This window comes from Streptomyces sp. NPDC090127 (assembly GCF_044746945.1).
Lineage (GTDB): Bacteria > Actinomycetota > Actinomycetes > Streptomycetales > Streptomycetaceae > Streptomyces.
The window spans coordinates 342,299-359,003 of record NZ_JBIVDE010000001.1 but is presented as its reverse complement, the minus strand read 5'-3'; the positions used below and the strand labels follow the sequence as shown (position 1 = coordinate 359,003).

The following is a 16,705-nucleotide window of genomic DNA, read 5'->3' as shown; positions in this document are numbered from 1 at the left end:
GCGCCGACGAGCCCCCGACTCCCTCCGGGCCGGGCCGCCCTACCGCGCCGACGAGCCCCCGACCCTCTCCGGGCCGGGGGCTCACCCGTACGCGCGGCGAGGACAACCCGGTCGGACGACCCCGGTCGACACGCCGGTCCCCCTCCCTTCTCGTGGGTATCGACCTGTCCGACGACAGCGGGAGGCACCGTGGGGCCGGGAGGGTACGACTACGACACCTACAGCCGACTCGCCGGTCCGCTGACGGAGCCGGACACCGGGGCCTACACGGTGCGGTACCGGAGCCTGCTCGCGAAGGAGCCGCACCGCATCCGCGCCGTCCTCCTCATGAGCCTGGCGCCGGTGCTCTCCGCGCTGCTGCTCGTCTACCTCGTCTGGCCCAGCCACTGGACCGTCCGCGAGGGCGGTGACCGATGGCTCGTCGGGCTCGACGCCGTGATGCTCGTGTCGATCGGGCTCATCTGCCTCTTCATGCTGGTGAACGTCACCTCGATCGCGCACGCGACGATGGTCGCGCGCGACCCCATACCCGTGTACCCGGAGAAGGGGACGCGCGTCGCCTTCCTCACCACGTACGTCCCGGGCAAGGAACCGCTCGCCATGGTCCGCGGCACCCTCGAAGGCGCCGTACGGCTCCGGCACGACGGCCGGCTCGACGTCTGGCTCCTGGACGAGGGCGACGACGCGCGGGCCAAGGCGGTCTGCGCCGAACTGGGCGTCCACCACTTCACCCGGGCCGGCGTCCCCGAGTGGAACCGGGTGAAGGGCGTCCACAAGGCCCGCACCAAGCACGGCAACTACAACGCCTGGCTCGCGACGCACGCGGACGCGTACGACTTCTTCGCCTCCGTCGACACCGACCACGTACCGCTCCCGAACTTCCTGGAGCGCATGCTCGGCTACTTCCGCGACCCCGACGTCGCCTTCGTCGTCGGACCCCAGGTGTACGGCAACTACACCTCGCCCGTCACCAAGGCCGCCGAGTCCCAGCAGTTCCTCTTCCACGCGCTGATCCAGCGGGCCGGCAACCGCTACCGCGCGCCCATGTTCGTCGGCACCAACAACGTCGCCCGGGTCTCCGCCATCCTCCAGGTCGGCGGACTGTACGACTCCGTCACCGAGGACATGGCCACCGGCTTCGAGCTGCACCGGAGGAGGAACCCCGACACCGGCCGCTTCTGGCGCTCGGTCTACACCCCCGACGTGCTCGCCGTCGGCGAGGGACCGGCCTCCTGGACCGACTTCTTCACCCAGCAGCTGCGCTGGTCCCGTGGCACGTACGAGACGCTGATCAAGCAGTACTGGAGGGCTCCCTTCCGGATCCCGCCGGGCCGCTTCCTCAACTACACGCTGATGCTCGTCTACTACCCGATGACCGCCGTCAACTGGCTCCTCGGCATCCTCAGCTGCGTCCTCTTCCTCTGGTTCGGCGCGTCCGGGACCCAGGTCTCCTCCTCGGTCTGGCTGATGATCTACAGCGACGCGGTCGCCCTCCAGATCGGGCTCTACCTCTGGAACCGGCGCCACAACGTCTCACCGCACGAGCCCGAGGGCTCGGGCGGGCTGGCCGGCATGGCGATGTCCGCGCTCTCCGCGCCGATCTATGTGATGTCCCTCGGCTCCGCGGTGCTGCGCACCCGCGGCAGCTTCGTGGTCACCCCCAAGGGCGGCGAGGCCAGCCCCGACCGGGTCTTCACCTTCCGTATCCATATCTTCTGGGCGTCGGTCCTGACCGTCTCGCTGCTCGTCTCCGTCCTCTTCCGGCACACCCACGCGGCGATGCGCGTCTGGGCGGTCCTGGCCCTGGCCGTCGCCCTCTCCCCGATGGCCGTCTGGAGCTGGACGGTGCTGCGCGAACGGGGCGGCCGGCGCGGTCGGCGGGCCCGGGCTCGCGCCCGCGTCCCCCTCACGGCGCCCGCCGTCACGGAGCCCGTCGTCACGGAGCCCGTCGTCACCACCACCGTCCCGGCGGTCACCGCCCCCGCCCCAGCCGTCTCTGTCACGGCCACCGCGGCCGCCCCCGCACCAGCCGCCCCTGCCCCGGCTGCCCCCGCCCCAGCCGTCACCGTCACCGCCACCGTGGCTGCCCCCGCCCCAACCGCCGCGCACCCGCCCGCGGCGACGGCTCCCGCGCCCACCACGAGCGGAGGGAGCTGAGTCATGGTCCACCGGTCGGCGAAGAGCCGCAGGAAGACGCTGCTCGGCGGCGGCGCCGTCGTGGTCCTCGTGGCGCTCAACGCTCCCGCCGCGGTCTCCTTCGTCGAGGAGAAGTACCATGCGCACAAGATCGCCCAGCCTGGCTACAAGAAACGGTTCGGCTCCTGGGCGCCGCTCGACGTCCCCGCCCCGTACCGCGTCAACGTCATCCACGCGGCGCTGCTGCACACCGGCAAGGTGCTGCTCATCGCCGGCTCCGGAAACGATCAGAAGAAGTTCGACTCCGGCACCTTCGACACCGTCCTGTGGGACCCGGCGAAGAACACCTTCAAGAAGATCCCCACCCCTGAGGACTTCTTCTGCTCCGGCCACACCCAACTCGCCGACGGCCGTCTCCTGGTGGCCGGCGGCACGGCCCGCTACGAGATCCTCGAGGGAGAGGTCAAGCGCGCCGGCGGCGGGATGCGGGTCAAGAACGAGAGCCCCGACAAGGCCGTCACCCTCAGGAAGGGCACCGTCTTCCGCTCCCCGTCCGGGGTGGAGTACGTGTCGAAGTTCGACGTCACGGTCCCCAAGGCCACGCGCGAGTTCGAGGTCTCGTACTTCACGAGCGGGCAGATGAAGCCCTGGACGACCAAGGTGACGGCCGCCGAGGCGCGGGTCTTCGTCGAGGCGAGGAAGGAGGGCCCGCAGGCGCTCACCACGCAGGCCGCGCAGTACGAGGTCGTCGGCCTCAAGGGCGCCGACGCCGACAACGTCTACGGCCTCGCCCAGCGGCTCACCACCGAGAAGCAGGACTTCCAGGGGATCAGGAGCGCGTACGAGTTCGACCCCCGGGCGGAGAGGTACATCCCCGTCGCGCCGATGAAGGACGCCCGCTGGTACCCGACGCTGGTCACCCTCGACGACGGAAAGGTCCTCGCCGTCTCCGGACTCAACGACGTCGGTGACGTCGTCCCCGGCGACAACGAGATCTACGACCCGACGACCAAGAAGTGGGCCAAGGGCCCGTTCCGCTACTTCCCGACCTACCCGGCCCTCTTCCTCACCAAAGGCGGCAAGCTGCTGTACACCGGCTCCAACGCGGGTTACGGCCCGGCGGAGAAGGGCCGCGAGCCGGGGCTGTGGGACCTGAGGACGAACGCCTTCACCAAGCTCGGCGGGCTCACCGACCCCGACCAGCTGGAGACCTCCGCCTCCCTGATGCTGCCGCCGGCCCAGGACCAGAAGGTGATGGTGCTCGGCGGCGGCGGGGTCGGCGAGTCCGCGAAGTCGACCGCCCGCACCTCGATCATCGACCTCTCCCGGCGCACCCCGGCCTTCAGGGACGGCCCCGCGCTGCCGCAGGGCACGCGCTACCTCAGCAGCGTCCTCATGCCCGACGACACCGTCTTCACGACCGGCGGCTCGAGGCAGTACCGGGGCGCGGGCGGCAGCGACATCCTCAGGTCGCAGTTCTACGACCCCCGGGCCAACGCCTTCACGGCCGCCGCCGATCCGGTGGTCGGCCGCAACTACCACTCCGAGGCGCTGCTGCTGCCCGACGGCCGGGTCGCCACCTTCGGCTCCGACCCGCTGTACGCCGACAAGGCCAACACCAAGCTGGGCACGTTCGAGCAGCGGATCGAGATCTTCACCCCACCCGCCCTGTTCCGGGCCGGCGCCGCCCGCCCCGCCCTGGGCGAGGGCCCGCAGGAACCGGACAAGAACGGCCGGCTGACGTTCAGGACCAAGGACGCGCCCCGCATCACCACGGCCCGGCTGATGCGCCCCAGCGCGGTCACCCACACCACCGACGTCGAACAACGCTCGGTGGCCCTGGGCCTGACGAGGACGAAGGACGCGGTCACGATGGAACTCCCCGACGACCGCACCCTGCTGCCGCCGGGCTGGTACATGCTCTTCGTCACGGACGAGAACGGCGCCTACTCCGAGGCGAAGTGGGTCCGGGTGGGCTGACGCCGGACACACGCCAGAACGGGGAGGGGGTCAACATGGCATGATTCCGGGGGCTGTTCGACGGCCGGGGTGTACGAGCCCTCCGGTGCGTGCCGTCGCGCTCCGAGCGCGCGACCCGTGACCCACGAGGATCGGCATGCGCCGGGGGGCGGTAGATGAGCGAGTTGTACGCGGAAGTGTTGTACGACAGAGAGATCGTCCTTGCCTCCGACGAGGATGTCACGGTGGCGAGACTCGTCGGCGAGTGCGCAGGCACCGACTACACCGTCCGCATCACCTACGGGGTAAAGGCGTCGGAGCACACGGCGTGGAACTTCTTCGAGGCCTTGGCCCGCGTGCGAACCGACCTGGAACGCGAAGGGCTGAAGCCCGCGATCGAGGGTGCGTGCCGGGACGTCTACCCCAGCAGGATGGCCTTGGACATGGGCGGCGGCAGGCGGGCCCATCGATGGCCGCTGTCCGGTCGGCCGGCAACCGTCGACATATTTGACGGTGTGCCGACTGCGGATCATGGACGGCTCTCCTATGTGGTCGAGCAGAGCGATCTGAGCGAGCAACGCAGGAGGCACGGAGACAAGTGATCCAAAGACGGCTGTACCGCCGGTGACCGACGCGGTACGTGCGGAGGTGGCGGCCAAACCGGGTTCCTGGGTGTACGCCGTCGATCCGATCGACCCCGCTGGGGAGGTCCCCCGATTCCTCCCTCGGCGCGGCCGTAGGCATGGGAGACGCCGACTGAACCCTGGCAGTTCGGTCTCGGTTCGCCTCGCCGTCTCGGATCTGAGGCGAGCAGCGGACGAGTGAGCCTCTACGCCTTCGCGCGGCGGGCGAGGCCCAGGGCGTACTCCGGCCACCAGGTGCCGGCCGCCGGGCCGCCTCGGCAGGGGCCGTCCGATTCGCCGGGGCGTTTGATCCACAGGTAGGCGTCGACGCGGGCGTCGCCGGTGCGGTCGGTGGGCGGTACGCCGAGGGCCCGGCCCGGGGGGTTGCACCAGGCCTCCTCCCTGTCGCCCGGGAGGGGGCCGTCGCCGTTGCGGCTGGTGTCGACGGTGAAGTGCGCTCCGCCGAGCAGGCCGGAGAGCGTGGCACCGAAGCCCTTCACGGCGGCGTCGGTCTGGAAGTTGGAGACGTTCAGCGAGAAGCCGTCGGCCCGGGCGATCCCGGCCCGCCGCAACGGCTCCACCAGCTTGCCGGGGTCGTCGATCCAGGCCGGGTTGCCCGCGTCCAGGTAGACCCGGGTGCCCGGCTGCCGCTTCAGCCGGTCGATCGCCTCGGAGAGCAACCGGTAGCGCTCGTCGTGGTGCTGGGCGGGCGTGCAGCCGTCCACGACGTGCGGCAGCGCGTCCGGCTCCAGGACGACGATCGCGGGCGCGTCCCCGATCGCGGAGGCGAAGGAGTCGACCCAGGCGCGGTACGCCTGGCCGTCGTGCGAGCCGCCCGCCGAGTACAGCCCGCAGTCCCGGTGCGGGATGTTGTACGCGACGAGGACCACGGTCCGCCGGTCGGCGGCGGCCCCGCGCACCGCCCTGCTGATGTCCGGTACGGGATCGTCGCCGGCCGGCCAGTCCGCGACCGGCCGTTCCGCGATCCGCTGCATCAGCCGCGCGTCCTCCGTGCGGCCCTCCGCCTCGTACGCCCGCACCTGCCGGGCCGCGTCGCTGTCCGGGTCGACCCAGAAGGGGGAGCCGCCGACGGCCGGCGCCGCCTCGCCGCGCGCGGTGGGCGTTGCGGCAGGGGTACCGGCGGACTCGTCCGGACCACCGCATCCGGTCAGGAGCAGCGCGGTGACGAGGGCCAGGGTGGCTGCGGTGGAGGTGCGGCGGGACACCGCGTCATCGTGACATAACGGTCACCCGGGGGTGGGGTGCGACACCGGGGAGCCCGTCAGGGCCATGCCGATCGGCGTGCGTTCGTAGAGCACCTGGTGGCCGTAGCGGCGGGAGGTCAGCAGGCCGGCGTCCTTCAGGACGGACAGGTGCGCCGAGACGGAGGAGGGGGCGAGGCCGAGCCGGTGTGCGAGCGCGGTCGTGCCTGCCGGATCGTCGAGCGCGCACAGCACGTCGGCGCGGGCCCGGCCGAGCAGCCGGTCGAGGGCGTCGGGGGTCCGGTCGCGGGTGGCCTCGCTCCACAGGCCGCCGATCCCGCGCGCCGGACAGACGACGGTCGGCTGCCAGGGCGGGTCGAAGCCGCTCACCACGTCGGGCCAGGTGAAGACCGGCATCAGGACGAGCCCCTGGCCGTCGAGCGCGCGGACGTGCTCGCCCGGGTACGCGACGGTGAGTGTCGCGCTGTCGGCGCCCCAGCCGAAACCGGGATGGAGCCAGCAGCCGCTCGAGGCCGCCCTCCGCGAGCCTGCGCGCATGGTGGGCCCCATCGGCCTCCAGGAGCGCCCTCAGCCGGGGGCCAGTCGGGCGCGACCAGGGCCTCCCAGGCGGCCTGGGGGCCGGCATGGCCGCCGCCGGCCTCGCCGCCGAGTTCCTCCCCGTCCACCTCGTCGTCGCCGCGACGGGAATCCTCGGCAACCTCTGCCTCGGCACCCTCTGCCTCGGCGCCGTCCTCCTGGGAGTGCGGGCGACCGAAGTGCGAGACGGGGCTGACCGGCATGTGACCAGTGGGTAAGGTCGACGCGTGCCGAAGCCGCTCAGTCTCCCCTTCGACCCCATCGCCCGCGCCGACGAACTCTGGCAGAAGCGCTGGGGGCCGGTCCCCTCGATGGCCGCGATCACCTCGATCATGCGCGCGCATCAGATCCTGCTCGCGGAGGTCGACGCCGTCGTCAAGCCGTACGGACTGACCTTCGCGCGGTACGAGGCGCTGGTGCTGCTCACCTTCTCGAAGGCCGGTGAGCTGCCGATGTCCAAGATCGGTGAGCGGCTGATGGTCCACCCGACCTCGGTCACCAACACCGTCGACCGGCTGGTGAAGTCCGGTCTCGTCGACAAGCGGCCCAACCCCAACGACGGCCGCGGCACCCTCGCGTCCATCACCGGCAAGGGCCGCGAAGTGGTCGAGGCGGCCACCCGGGACCTGATGGCGATGGACTTCGGACTCGGGGCCTACGACGCCGAGGAGTGCGCCGAGATCTTCGCGATGCTCCGCCCGCTGCGGGTCTCGGCCGAGGACTTCGACGAGTCCTGACGGGGAGCCCGACCCGCCCGAAGATCGCCCGGAACGGGCCGTTACGCTCGACGGCATGAAATCCAGCGTGCTGACCCGCTACCGCGTCATGGCGTACGTGACCGCCGTCATGCTGCTCGTGCTGTGCACCTGCATGATCTTCAAGTACGGGTTCGAGATGGGCGAGGACGTGACGTTCGCGGTCTCCCAGGCCCACGGTGTCCTCTACATCATCTACCTGATCTTCGCCTTCGACCTGGGCTCCAAGGCGAAGTGGCCGTTCGGCAAGCTCCTGTGGGTGCTGCTGTCCGGCACGATTCCGTTCGCCGCCTTCTTCGTCGAGCGCAAGGTCGTCCGCGAGACGCTTCCGCTGGTCAGCGGCGCGCGGCCGGAGCCGGTCAAGGCCTGACACCCCACCTCCGCACACATGTGCGGAGGTTTCCCATCGACATTTACTAGGACGTCCTAGTAAATTCGAAGCATGGACGCTGACGCCATCGAAGAGGGCCGCCGTCGCTGGCAGGCCCGGTACGACAAGGCCCGCAAGCGCGACGCGGACTTCACCACGCTCTCCGGCGACACCGTGGAGCCCGTCTACGGCCCCCGGCCGGGCGACACCTACGAGGGCTTCGAGCGCATCGGCTGGCCCGGCGAGTACCCCTTCACCCGCGGCCTGCACCCCACCGGGTACCGCGGCCGGACCTGGACCATCCGCCAGTTCGCCGGCTTCGGCAACGCCGAGCAGACCAACGAGCGGTACAAGATGATCCTGGCCGCCGGTGGTGGCGGGCTCTCGGTCGCCTTCGACATGCCGACCCTGATGGGCCGCGACTCGGACGACCCGCGCTCGCTCGGCGAGGTCGGGCACTGCGGGGTCGCCATCGACTCCGCCGCCGACATGGAGGTCCTCTTCAAGGACATCCCGCTCGGCGACGTCACCACCTCGATGACCATCTCCGGGCCCGCCGTGCCCGTCTTCTGCATGTACCTGGTCGCCGCCGAGCGCCAGGGTGTCGACCCGGCCGTCCTCAACGGGACGCTCCAGACCGACATCTTCAAGGAGTACATCGCGCAGAAGGAGTGGCTCTTCCAGCCCGAGCCGCACCTGCGCCTCATCGGCGACCTGATGGAGCACTGCGCCCAGGGCATCCCCGCCTACAAGCCGCTCTCCGTCTCCGGCTACCACATCCGCGAGGCCGGGGCGACGGCCGCGCAGGAGCTCGCGTACACCCTCGCCGACGGCTTCGGCTACGTGGAGCTCGGCCTCTCCCGCGGCCTGGACGTCGACGTCTTCGCTCCTGGCCTCTCCTTCTTCTTCGACGCGCACCTCGACTTCTTCGAGGAGATCGCCAAGTTCCGCGCCGCCCGCCGGATCTGGGCGCGCTGGATGAAGGAGGTCTACGGCGCCAAGACCGACAAGGCCCAGTGGCTCCGCTTCCACACCCAGACCGCCGGCGTCTCCCTCACCGCCCAGCAGCCGTACAACAACGTCGTACGGACCGCGGTCGAGGCCCTCGCGGCCGTCCTCGGCGGCACCAACTCGCTGCACACCAACGCGCTCGACGAGACCCTCGCGCTGCCCAGCGAGCAGGCCGCCGAGATCGCGCTGCGCACCCAGCAGGTGCTGATGGAGGAGACGGGCGTAGCCAACGTGGCCGACCCGCTCGGCGGCTCCTGGTTCATCGAGCAGCTCACCGACCGCATCGAGGCCGACGCCGAGAGGATCTTCGACCAGATCAAGGAGCGCGGCCGCCGGGCCCACCCGGACGGGCGGCACCCGATCGGTCCGATCACCTCCGGCATCCTGCGCGGCATCGAGGACGGCTGGTTCACCGGCGAGATCGCCGAGTCCGCCTTCCAGTACCAGCAGTCCCTGGAGAAGGGCGACAAGCGGGTCGTCGGCGTCAACGTGCACCACGGCTCGGTCACCGGCGACCTGGAGATCCTGCGGGTCAGCCACGAGGTCGAGTGGGAGCAGGTCCGGGTCCTCGGCGAGCGCAAGGGCCGCCGCGACGACGCTCGGGTGCGCGCCGCGCTGGACTCGATGCTGGCGGCGGCCCGCGACGGCTCGAACATGATCGGCCCGATGCTCGACGCGGTACGGGCGGAGGCCACGCTCGGCGAGATCTGCGACGTCCTGCGCGAGGAGTGGGGCATCTACACGGAGCCCCCGGGCTTCTAGCCGCACGCGCACGGGCAGACGCGCGTAGGGGCGGTACGGAACCTCCCGTACCGCCCCTACGCGTACCGCCCTTTCGTACCGCCCCTTCGCGGAGCGCCTCCCCCGTACCGCCCCTGCCGCCCGGGCTACCGCTGGGCCGCGGTGCCGACCACCTTCGTCGGCGTGACGCGGACGACCACCCGCACCACCTCCGGCGGCAGGTCCAGGTAGCCCTGGCCCGAGCCGGGGCCCTCGTACTGCTCCTCGATCGCGACGGCCATGGCCCGCCCGATGTCCTCGGTGACCGTGGCGGTGCCCCGTATCTCGGCGTACAGCTGCGGGTCCTTCTGGTCGTACACGGTCAGGCTGACCCGGGGGTCGGCCTGGATGTTCCGTACCTTGCGGCGGCCGGCCTGGGAGGAGATCAGCAGGTCGTCGCCGTCCCTCGACACCCAGACCACCGAGGTCTGCGGGGACCCGTCGGGGTGGACGGTGGCCAGGATCGCGGGGTTGGGGGCGTCCAGGAGCGCGCGCACGGCGCTGTTCAGAGTGATCGTCACGCCCGCCACCCTAGGGTGACCGCACTCCTTGGCGGCGGTGTTGCCTCAGGTCGTGGCCGCCGCCGCGCCGAGACCGCCGATCAGCAGGGCCGTGAAGCGCTGGACCCAGGCCGCGTCGACCGGTTCCGCGCTCACCAGGGCGCGGTGGACGACCGCTCCGGCGATCACGTCGAAGATCAGGTCGTCCGTGGAGTCGACGGACTCCGGGTCCCGGTCGGAGGGAAGTTCGCCGCGCTCCTGGGCGCGCTGGCGGCCTTCGAGGACCAGCCGCTTCTGCCGGTCGACGATGGAGGCGCGGATGCGCTCGCGCAGCGGCTCGTCCCGGGTGGACTCCGCGACCACCGCCATCAGCGCGGTCTTGGTCTCCGGTCGCTGGAGCAGCGCGGCGAACTGGAGGACCACGTGCTCGATGTCGGCCTGGAGGGAACCCAGGTCGGGCAGTTCGAGTTCGTCGAAGAGGACGGCGACGGCGTCCACGACGAGTTCGTTCTTGCTCGCCCAGCGCCGGTAGAGGGTGGTCTTGGCGACTCCCGCCCGGCCCGCCACATCGCCCATCGTCAGCTTCGACCAGCCCAGCTCGACCAGCGCCGCCCGCGTCGCGTCGAGGATCGCGGCATCGGCCTCGACGCTGCGGGGGCGTCCGGTACGGCTTCGGGGACGGGGGCGGCTGCACATGGAGGTCGACCATACCCGCCGGTAGGTAGTGCGCCAGAGGCGTGCGATGTGAGCCAGTTCACCGGAGAGTCCTTCCCCTGGGCCGACGGGGACAGTTACGCTACGACCCGTAGCGAAAGGTGTGATCGACCTTCTCGGTCCGCCCCAGCGACGACCACATGCGCCAGGTGGGGACCCGGCGCGACAGAACGAGAACCGCGCACGTGGTGCACGGTTCGGCCATCACGTACCGGTGACGCGCGCGGAAGGGGGAGGATGTACTCATGCAGCCCAGAAACATGTCCATGAGCGGCGTCGTCGACCTCGCCGCGGTGAAGGCGGCCGGTGAGGCCAAGGCGAAGGCGGAGCAGGCACGTGCCGAGGCCGCCCGGCAGGGTGGCCCGTCGGCCGTCGCCCCCTCTGCCCTGGTGATCGATGTCGACGAGGCCGGCTTCGAGCGCGATGTCCTCCAGCGCTCGGCCGAGGTCCCGGTCGTCATCGACTTCTGGGCCGAGTGGTGCGAGCCCTGCAAGCAGCTCGGCCCCCTGCTGGAGCGCCTCGCCGCCGAGTACAAAGGCCGCTTCCTGCTGGCCAAGGTCGACGTCGACGCCAACCAGATGCTGATGCAGCAGTTCGGCATCCAGGGAATTCCGGCCGTTTTCGCGGTGGTCGCCGGCCAGGCGCTCCCGCTCTTCCAGGGCGCCGCGCCCGAGGCCCAGATCCGTCAGACCCTGGACCAGCTGATCCAGGTCGGTGAGGAGCGCTTCGGCCTCACGGGGATCGCCGTCGACCCGGACGCCGACGCCGACGTCGCCGCCGACCAGGCCCCGGTGCCGGCCGGTCCGTACGACGCCCTCCTCGAGGCGGCCATGGTGGCGCTGGACGCCGGAGACCTGGCCGGTGCGGTCCAGGCGTACAAGAACGTGCTCGCCGACGACCCGGGTCACCCGGAGGCGAAGCTCGGTCTGGCCCAGGCGGAACTGCTCGCCCGGGTGCAGGACATGGACCCCCAGGCGGTCCGTAAGAACGCGGCCGAGAACCCGGGCGACGCGGCCGCGCAGATCGCGGCCGCCGATCTGGACCTGGTGGGCGGTCATGTCGAGGACGCCTTCAGCCGTCTCGTGGACGCCGTGCGGCGGACCGCCGGTGACGAGCGGGACGCGGCGCGGCTGCGGCTCCTGGAGCTGTTCGAGGTCATCGGACCGGAGGACCCCCGGGTCACGACGGCCCGTCAGGCCCTCGCGCGGGTGCTGTTCTGACCCGTTCCTTCCCACCGGGAAGGGCGCCGATTCGGCATCACAGTGACATAACGCGGCCGCGCTTTACCAAAACTTGGTAATCGCGGCCGCTGTTACTTGCAGTAAATCGAACCCGTGATTGTGTCCGGGTTCCTCTACGACTATCCCGCTTTGCCGCTGCCGCGGGCTGCACCCTGTGTGGCCGCGCGGCATCGCGCTGTCGTGGCGAGGTTATCCACCCGTTACTAGCGAGTAACGAACCCCCTTGTGCGGGCGCCGGGAATGGACCACGATCGGCGACGCTCGGTCCGATACCGCACCACCCGGCAACCAGCCGGGTCAGCGGCGAGGGTCCCCACCGGGCGGGTCGGCGACAGTGGCGCCGGCCGTGGACAGGGGGGTTCCTGCCCTCACCGGCAGGGCCTGTCCAAGAGGTTGCGCGCAAGGCGTGGCCAGTGGTTGTCGCTCGGGGGTGATCGCCGGTGAAGTCGGACGCTCCGTGCGCCCGGTGTTCGGCGCTCCTTCCCGAGGACGTAGCACTTCTCCCATCCCAGGACGGGCCCTGGGCCCATCCGGAGATGTACGTCCGAGAAGGAGGATTCTCATGAAGTCCCAGGTTCGTGGCGGGACCAGATGGAAGCGGTTCGCCGTCGTCATGGTGCCGAGTGTGGCCGCGACGGCCGCGATCGGTGTCGGCCTGGCTCAGGGCGCGCTCGCCGCGTCCTTCAGCATCTCCGGCCAGGAGTTCAAGGTTAAGGCCGACAGCCTTGTCGGTAAGGACTTCGTCCAGTACGGCAATGTCGTCTCGGGCAAGGACCTCGAAGGCAAGCCGTTCGCCAAGCCGGTCGGCGTCTCGGGCTTCTCCGAGGCCTGGATCACCGACATGTGCCAGTCCGTGGTGACGCCGAACGTGCCGTTCCTCGGCAACGTCTCGCTGGAGCTGCGCGCCGGTACCGAGAAGAACAAGCCGGTCTACGCGAAGGACATCTACCTCGACGTCTCCTCGCTGGAGGCGGACGCCGAGTTCGGCAACATCGACATCGGTGTGGCCGCGGGTGCGCTCCCGAAGAAGGACGGCAAGCCCGGCATCCAGCCCGGCACCACGGCCAACCCGTACGGCTTCTCGCAGCGCGCCGAGAACGCCACGCTGACGGATGTCGAGCAGAAGGCATGGGCGACCACGGCCGCCACCTTCAAGCTCCCCGACCTGAAGCTGAAGCTGCACACGGGCGCTCCCAAGGAGTGCTTCACCGAGTAGGACGTGTGCCCCGGTGGGTGGGGCCGCCCCGTGCGGCCCCACCCACCCCGGTCCCGTATGACCGTTCTCCACCTTTCTTACGCAACACCGCTTCCAGGGAGCTGTTTTCCATGAGCGCCGAGTCCACTGCTTCCCGCGGAGTCCGCCCGATCAGGAACCGTTTCCGCGCCTGGCGGGGCACGCGCCCCTTCTGGGCGGGGCTCCTCACCATCCTCGGCGGCGTACCGATCGCGTATCTCCCGTACGGCGACATGCGACTCGGCAACATGACGATCGCCATCGCGACGACAGCCGGAGCCGGCGCGCTGATCATCGGCGTCCTGCTCGTCACCCTGGGTCTGACGATGTGGTACCAGCCCATCGTCCGGGTGTTCGCGGGTGTCGCGGCGATCGTGCTGGGGCTCGTCTCCATCCCCGTCTCGAACTTCGGTGGCTTCGTCATCGGATTCCTGCTCTCCCTGATCGGCGGCGGGATGTCGATCGCGTGGGCGCCGGGCGCCCCGGTGGAGGAGAGGGCCGAGGCCGAGCCGGAGGCCCTGGAGGGCGAGTACGAGCACGAGTACGACGGCCGGCCGCAGGGGGCCGAGGCGCCGGAGGAGACCCAGGCGGTCGACTTCGGGAAGAGCCCGTTCCCCGAGCAGCGTGCCCCTGAGGGTGTGCGGGCGACCGAAACGACGATCGACGCCAACGGCGGGAGGAACAGTGCGGGGTGACGACACACAGTCGGCGCAGTCGGCTGCGGACGGCGCCACCGTGGCTCGCAGGGGTCCGCGGCACGCGGCACCGCGCAAGTCGCTGCTGAACAAGATCCAGGGACCCGCGGGCAAGGCGATGGCCCTGGCCGCCATGCCGACCGCGGTCCTCATGGGCATGGGTATGGCACCCAGACTCGCCCTCGCCGACGAGAAGGACATCCCCTTCGCGCCCGGTCCGTGCGTCACCCGCTCGGACGAGCCGGTGACGGAGGAGACGACGAAGCCCGCCGAGACGCCCAAGCCCACGGCGAGCGCGAGCGAGAGCACGGGCGCGTCCGAGTCCCCGAAGCCGGAGGCCACCGGGGAGACGGAGTCGCCCGAGCCGACCGCCAGCCCCTCGGCGACGGCCACGACGGAGCAGCGCGCGGCCACCGAGCAGAAGTCCCCGGCACCGACGCCCACCCCGACGGCGACGAAGAGCGTCAACCCGCTCGACCCGCTGGGTCTCGGCGACAAGATCAAGGACCTCTTCGACGGGCCGGACACGTCGCCGACCGCGACACCCACGCCGACGCCGACTCCGACCACCACGGCCACCAAGCCGGCGGAGCCGTCGGAGCCGTCGACGACCAAGCCCTCGACCGCCCAGCCCGACGACAAGGCGGGCAAGGCGACCACGGACGAGGACGGCCCGGTCGACAGGACCAAGGCCGCCATCGAGAAGGCCGCGGGCGAGGTGGGTGCCAAGGTCGAGGAGCTGCCGGAGGACGCCAAGGGCCTCGACGCCAAGAAGGACGAGGACATACCCGACGGCGCCAAGCCGCGCTTCCCCTGCCCCGAGCCCGACCCCGAGGCGCTCGCGGCGGCCGAGCTGGAGCCGGGCATCCCGCTCCTGCCGGACGACCCGTGGAAGCTGGAGAGCTCCCTGCTCACGCTGAAGGGGCTGAAGTACCACGGCATCGTCGAGGTGAAGACCGGCAGCGGCAAGGTCAAGAAGGCGCTGAAGTTCACCGCGAGCGGGGTCGACATCAAGGACCTGCACCAGCTCACGGTGCACTCGGAGGGCCGCACGGGCCATGTCCGCTCGGACAAGGGCTCGACGTCGACCATCACCAACGGCACGGTGACCATGTACACGGAGCAGCTGAAGGGCAACCTCTTCGGTCTGATCCCGATCACCTTCAACCCGCAGACCCCGCCGCCGCTCGACGTCCCGTTCGCCTTCTTCACGAACGTGGAGGTCATCCAGGCGGGCCAGTTCGGCGGCACCCTCAAGGTCCCGGGCCTGCGCAACACGATCGAGCCGAACTGACCGACCTGACCGGCCGCTCGACCCGAGCGGCCGTTCGCCCCGACCCTTCCGGGAGCCGCACATGACGAGGGCCCCCGTCCGATCCGGACGGGGGCCCTCGTCATGCCGGGTGCGTACACAGGCACGCGCGCGCGGGCGGAGCGTCAGGCGTTGTCGCCGCCGCCCAGGTGGTGGACGCGGACCATGTTCGTGGTGCCGGGGACGCCGGGGGGCGAGCCGGCGGTGATGACCATGGTGTCGCCCTCGTTGTAGCGCTGGAGCTTCAGCAGCTCCGCGTCCACGATGTCGACCATCGCGTCCGTGGTCTCCACGAACGGGACCAGGAAGGACTCCACGCCCCAGCTCAGGGTGAGCTGGTTGCGGGTGGACTCGTCCGTGGTGAAGGCCAGGATCGGCTGGATCGTCCGGTAGCGGGACAGGCGGCGCGCGGTGTCGCCGGACTGGGTGAAGGCGATCAGCGCCTTGCCGCCCAGGAAGTCGGCGATCTCGCAGGCCGCACGGGCCACCGAGCCGCCCTGCGTACGCGGCTTCTTGCCGGGCACGAGCGGCTGCAGGCCCTTGGAGAGCAGCTCCTCCTCGGCCGCGGCGACGATCTTCGACATCGTCTTCACGGTCTCGATCGGGTAGGCGCCCACGGAGGACTCCGCGGAGAGCATGACCGCGTCCGCGCCGTCCAGGATCGCGTTGGCCACGTCGGAGGCCTCGGCGCGCGTGGGGCGCGAGTTGGTGATCATCGACTCCATCATCTGGGTGGCGACGATGACCGGCTTGGCGTTGCGGCGGCACATCTCCACGAGGCGCTTCTGCACCATCGGGACCTTCTCCAGCGGGTACTCCACCGCGAGGTCGCCACGGGCCACCATGACCGCGTCGAAGGCGTCGACCACGGCCGCCATGTTCTCGACCGCCTGCGGCTTCTCCACCTTGGCGATGACCGGGACCCGGCGCCCCTCCTCGTCCATCACCTTGTGGACGTCCTTGACGTCGTCGGCGTTGCGGACGAAGGAGAGGGCGACCATGTCGCAGCCCATCCGGAGGGCGAACCGCAGGTCCTCGACGTCCTTCTCGGACAGGGCCGGGACGTTCACCGCCGCGCCGGGCAGGTTGATGCCCTTGTGGTCGGAGATGACACCGCCCTCGATGACCACGGTCTTCACCCGCGGGCCCTCGACCTCGACGACCCGCAGCTCGACGTTGCCGTCGTTGATCAGGATCTGGTCGCCCTTGGAGACGTCCCCCGGCAGGCCCTTGTACGTGGTCCCGCAGATGGACTTGTCACCCGGGACGTCCTCGGTGGTGATGGTGAACTCGTCACCGCGCACCAGCTCGACGGGACCCTCCGCGAAGGTCTCCAGACGGATCTTGGGGCCCTGGAGGTCGGCGAGCACGCCCACGGCGCGGCCGGTGTCCGCCACCGCCCTGCGGAGACGGTCGTACCGCTCCTGGTGCTCGGCCTGGGTCCCGTGGCTCATGTTGAATCGGGCCACGTTCATACCGGCCTCGATGAGCGCTTTCAGCTGCTCGTACGAGTCGACGGCGGGGCCCAGCGTGCAGACGATTTTGGAACGGCGCATGAGGCGGATCCTATCGGTTT

General features: G+C 70.6%; 15 protein-coding genes and 1 pseudogene. 11 read left to right on the top strand and 5 right to left on the bottom strand.

Going from position 1 to position 16,705, the window contains the following annotated elements; genetic code table 11:
- The first annotated feature begins 189 nt into the window (after window positions 1-189).
- The 3 genes from ACIPPS_RS01525 to ACIPPS_RS01515 all read left to right on the top strand — a co-directional run bounded on the left by ACIPPS_RS01525 (window position 190) and on the right by ACIPPS_RS01515 (window position 4,697).
- Window positions 190-2,157: a glycosyltransferase family 2 protein gene (locus ACIPPS_RS01525; protein ID WP_401425481.1), complete on the top strand. Its 1,968-nt coding sequence runs from the start codon at window positions 190-192 to the stop codon at window positions 2,155-2,157.
- A gap of 3 nt (window positions 2,158-2,160) precedes the next feature.
- A complete protein-coding gene (locus ACIPPS_RS01520; protein ID WP_401425479.1) occupies window positions 2,161-4,116 on the top strand; it encodes a galactose oxidase-like domain-containing protein in 1,956 nt (651 codons plus the stop codon).
- A gap of 155 nt (window positions 4,117-4,271) precedes the next feature.
- The gene (locus ACIPPS_RS01515) at window positions 4,272-4,697 is read left to right on the top strand and encodes a hypothetical protein (protein ID WP_401425477.1); all 426 of its coding nucleotides are present in this window, start codon (window positions 4,272-4,274) and stop codon (window positions 4,695-4,697) included.
- Between the two features lie 227 nt (window positions 4,698-4,924).
- Here ACIPPS_RS01515 and ACIPPS_RS01510 read toward each other — a convergent pair whose 3' ends face one another.
- The gene (locus ACIPPS_RS01510) at window positions 4,925-5,944 is read right to left on the bottom strand and encodes a glycoside hydrolase family 6 protein (RefSeq protein WP_401425474.1); all 1,020 of its coding nucleotides are present in this window, start codon (window positions 5,942-5,944) and stop codon (window positions 4,925-4,927) included.
- 21 nt (window positions 5,945-5,965) lie between these two features.
- Window positions 5,966-6,555: pseudogene (locus tag ACIPPS_RS01505) on the bottom strand (helix-turn-helix domain-containing protein); the annotation flags it as partial.
- 9 nt (window positions 6,556-6,564) lie between these two features.
- Here ACIPPS_RS01505 and ACIPPS_RS01500 point away from each other — a divergent pair.
- From ACIPPS_RS01500 to ACIPPS_RS01485, 4 genes are all read left to right on the top strand, one after another.
- Window positions 6,565-6,735 carry a hypothetical protein gene (locus ACIPPS_RS01500; protein WP_401427234.1) on the top strand — a complete coding sequence of 57 codons (171 nt, stop codon included), beginning with the start codon at window positions 6,565-6,567 and terminating at the stop codon, window positions 6,733-6,735.
- Between the two features lie 9 nt (window positions 6,736-6,744).
- A complete protein-coding gene (locus tag ACIPPS_RS01495) occupies window positions 6,745-7,254 on the top strand; it encodes a MarR family winged helix-turn-helix transcriptional regulator (RefSeq protein WP_401425472.1) in 510 nt (169 codons plus the stop codon).
- A gap of 55 nt (window positions 7,255-7,309) precedes the next feature.
- The gene (locus ACIPPS_RS01490) at window positions 7,310-7,642 is read left to right on the top strand and encodes a DUF3817 domain-containing protein (protein ID WP_401425469.1); all 333 of its coding nucleotides are present in this window, start codon (window positions 7,310-7,312) and stop codon (window positions 7,640-7,642) included.
- A gap of 72 nt (window positions 7,643-7,714) precedes the next feature.
- Window positions 7,715-9,415: a methylmalonyl-CoA mutase gene (locus ACIPPS_RS01485; protein ID WP_401425466.1), complete on the top strand. Its 1,701-nt coding sequence runs from the start codon at window positions 7,715-7,717 to the stop codon at window positions 9,413-9,415.
- Window positions 9,416-9,540: 125 nt separating this feature from the next.
- Here the strand turns inward: ACIPPS_RS01485 and ACIPPS_RS01480 are convergent, their stop codons facing one another.
- Entirely contained in the window at window positions 9,541-9,954 is a 414-nt protein-coding gene (locus ACIPPS_RS01480) for a PPOX class F420-dependent oxidoreductase (protein ID WP_401425464.1), read from the bottom strand.
- Window positions 9,955-9,999: 45 nt separating this feature from the next.
- Entirely contained in the window at window positions 10,000-10,629 is a 630-nt protein-coding gene (locus ACIPPS_RS01475; protein WP_401425461.1) for a TetR/AcrR family transcriptional regulator, read from the bottom strand.
- A 263-nt stretch (window positions 10,630-10,892) separates the two neighbouring features.
- Between ACIPPS_RS01475 and ACIPPS_RS01470 the strand changes: the two genes are divergently transcribed.
- The 4 genes from ACIPPS_RS01470 to ACIPPS_RS01455 all read left to right on the top strand — a co-directional run bounded on the left by ACIPPS_RS01470 (window position 10,893) and on the right by ACIPPS_RS01455 (window position 15,111).
- Window positions 10,893-11,867 (top strand): tetratricopeptide repeat protein, encoded by a 975-nt coding sequence (locus ACIPPS_RS01470; protein ID WP_401425459.1) that lies wholly within the window; start codon window positions 10,893-10,895, stop codon window positions 11,865-11,867.
- A 583-nt stretch (window positions 11,868-12,450) separates the two neighbouring features.
- Window positions 12,451-13,104, top strand: coding sequence for a DUF6230 family protein (locus tag ACIPPS_RS01465; RefSeq protein ID WP_401425456.1), 654 nt, complete (start codon window positions 12,451-12,453; stop codon window positions 13,102-13,104).
- Window positions 13,105-13,214: 110 nt separating this feature from the next.
- Window positions 13,215-13,817, top strand: a complete 603-nt coding sequence (locus ACIPPS_RS01460) for a DUF6114 domain-containing protein (RefSeq protein WP_401425454.1) — start codon at window positions 13,215-13,217, stop codon at window positions 13,815-13,817.
- Complete coding sequence (locus ACIPPS_RS01455) at window positions 13,807-15,111, top strand: hypothetical protein (RefSeq protein ID WP_401425452.1); 1,305 nt, start codon at window positions 13,807-13,809, stop codon at window positions 15,109-15,111. Before ACIPPS_RS01460 ends, ACIPPS_RS01455 begins: the two co-directional genes overlap by 11 nt.
- 143 nt (window positions 15,112-15,254) lie before the next feature.
- On the opposite strand, the gene pyk is transcribed toward ACIPPS_RS01455, so the two are convergent.
- On the bottom strand, window positions 15,255-16,685 hold the full coding sequence (pyk, locus tag ACIPPS_RS01450) for a pyruvate kinase (RefSeq protein ID WP_401425449.1): 1,431 nt from the start codon (window positions 16,683-16,685) through the stop codon (window positions 15,255-15,257).
- Window positions 16,686-16,705: the final 20 nt, after the last annotated feature.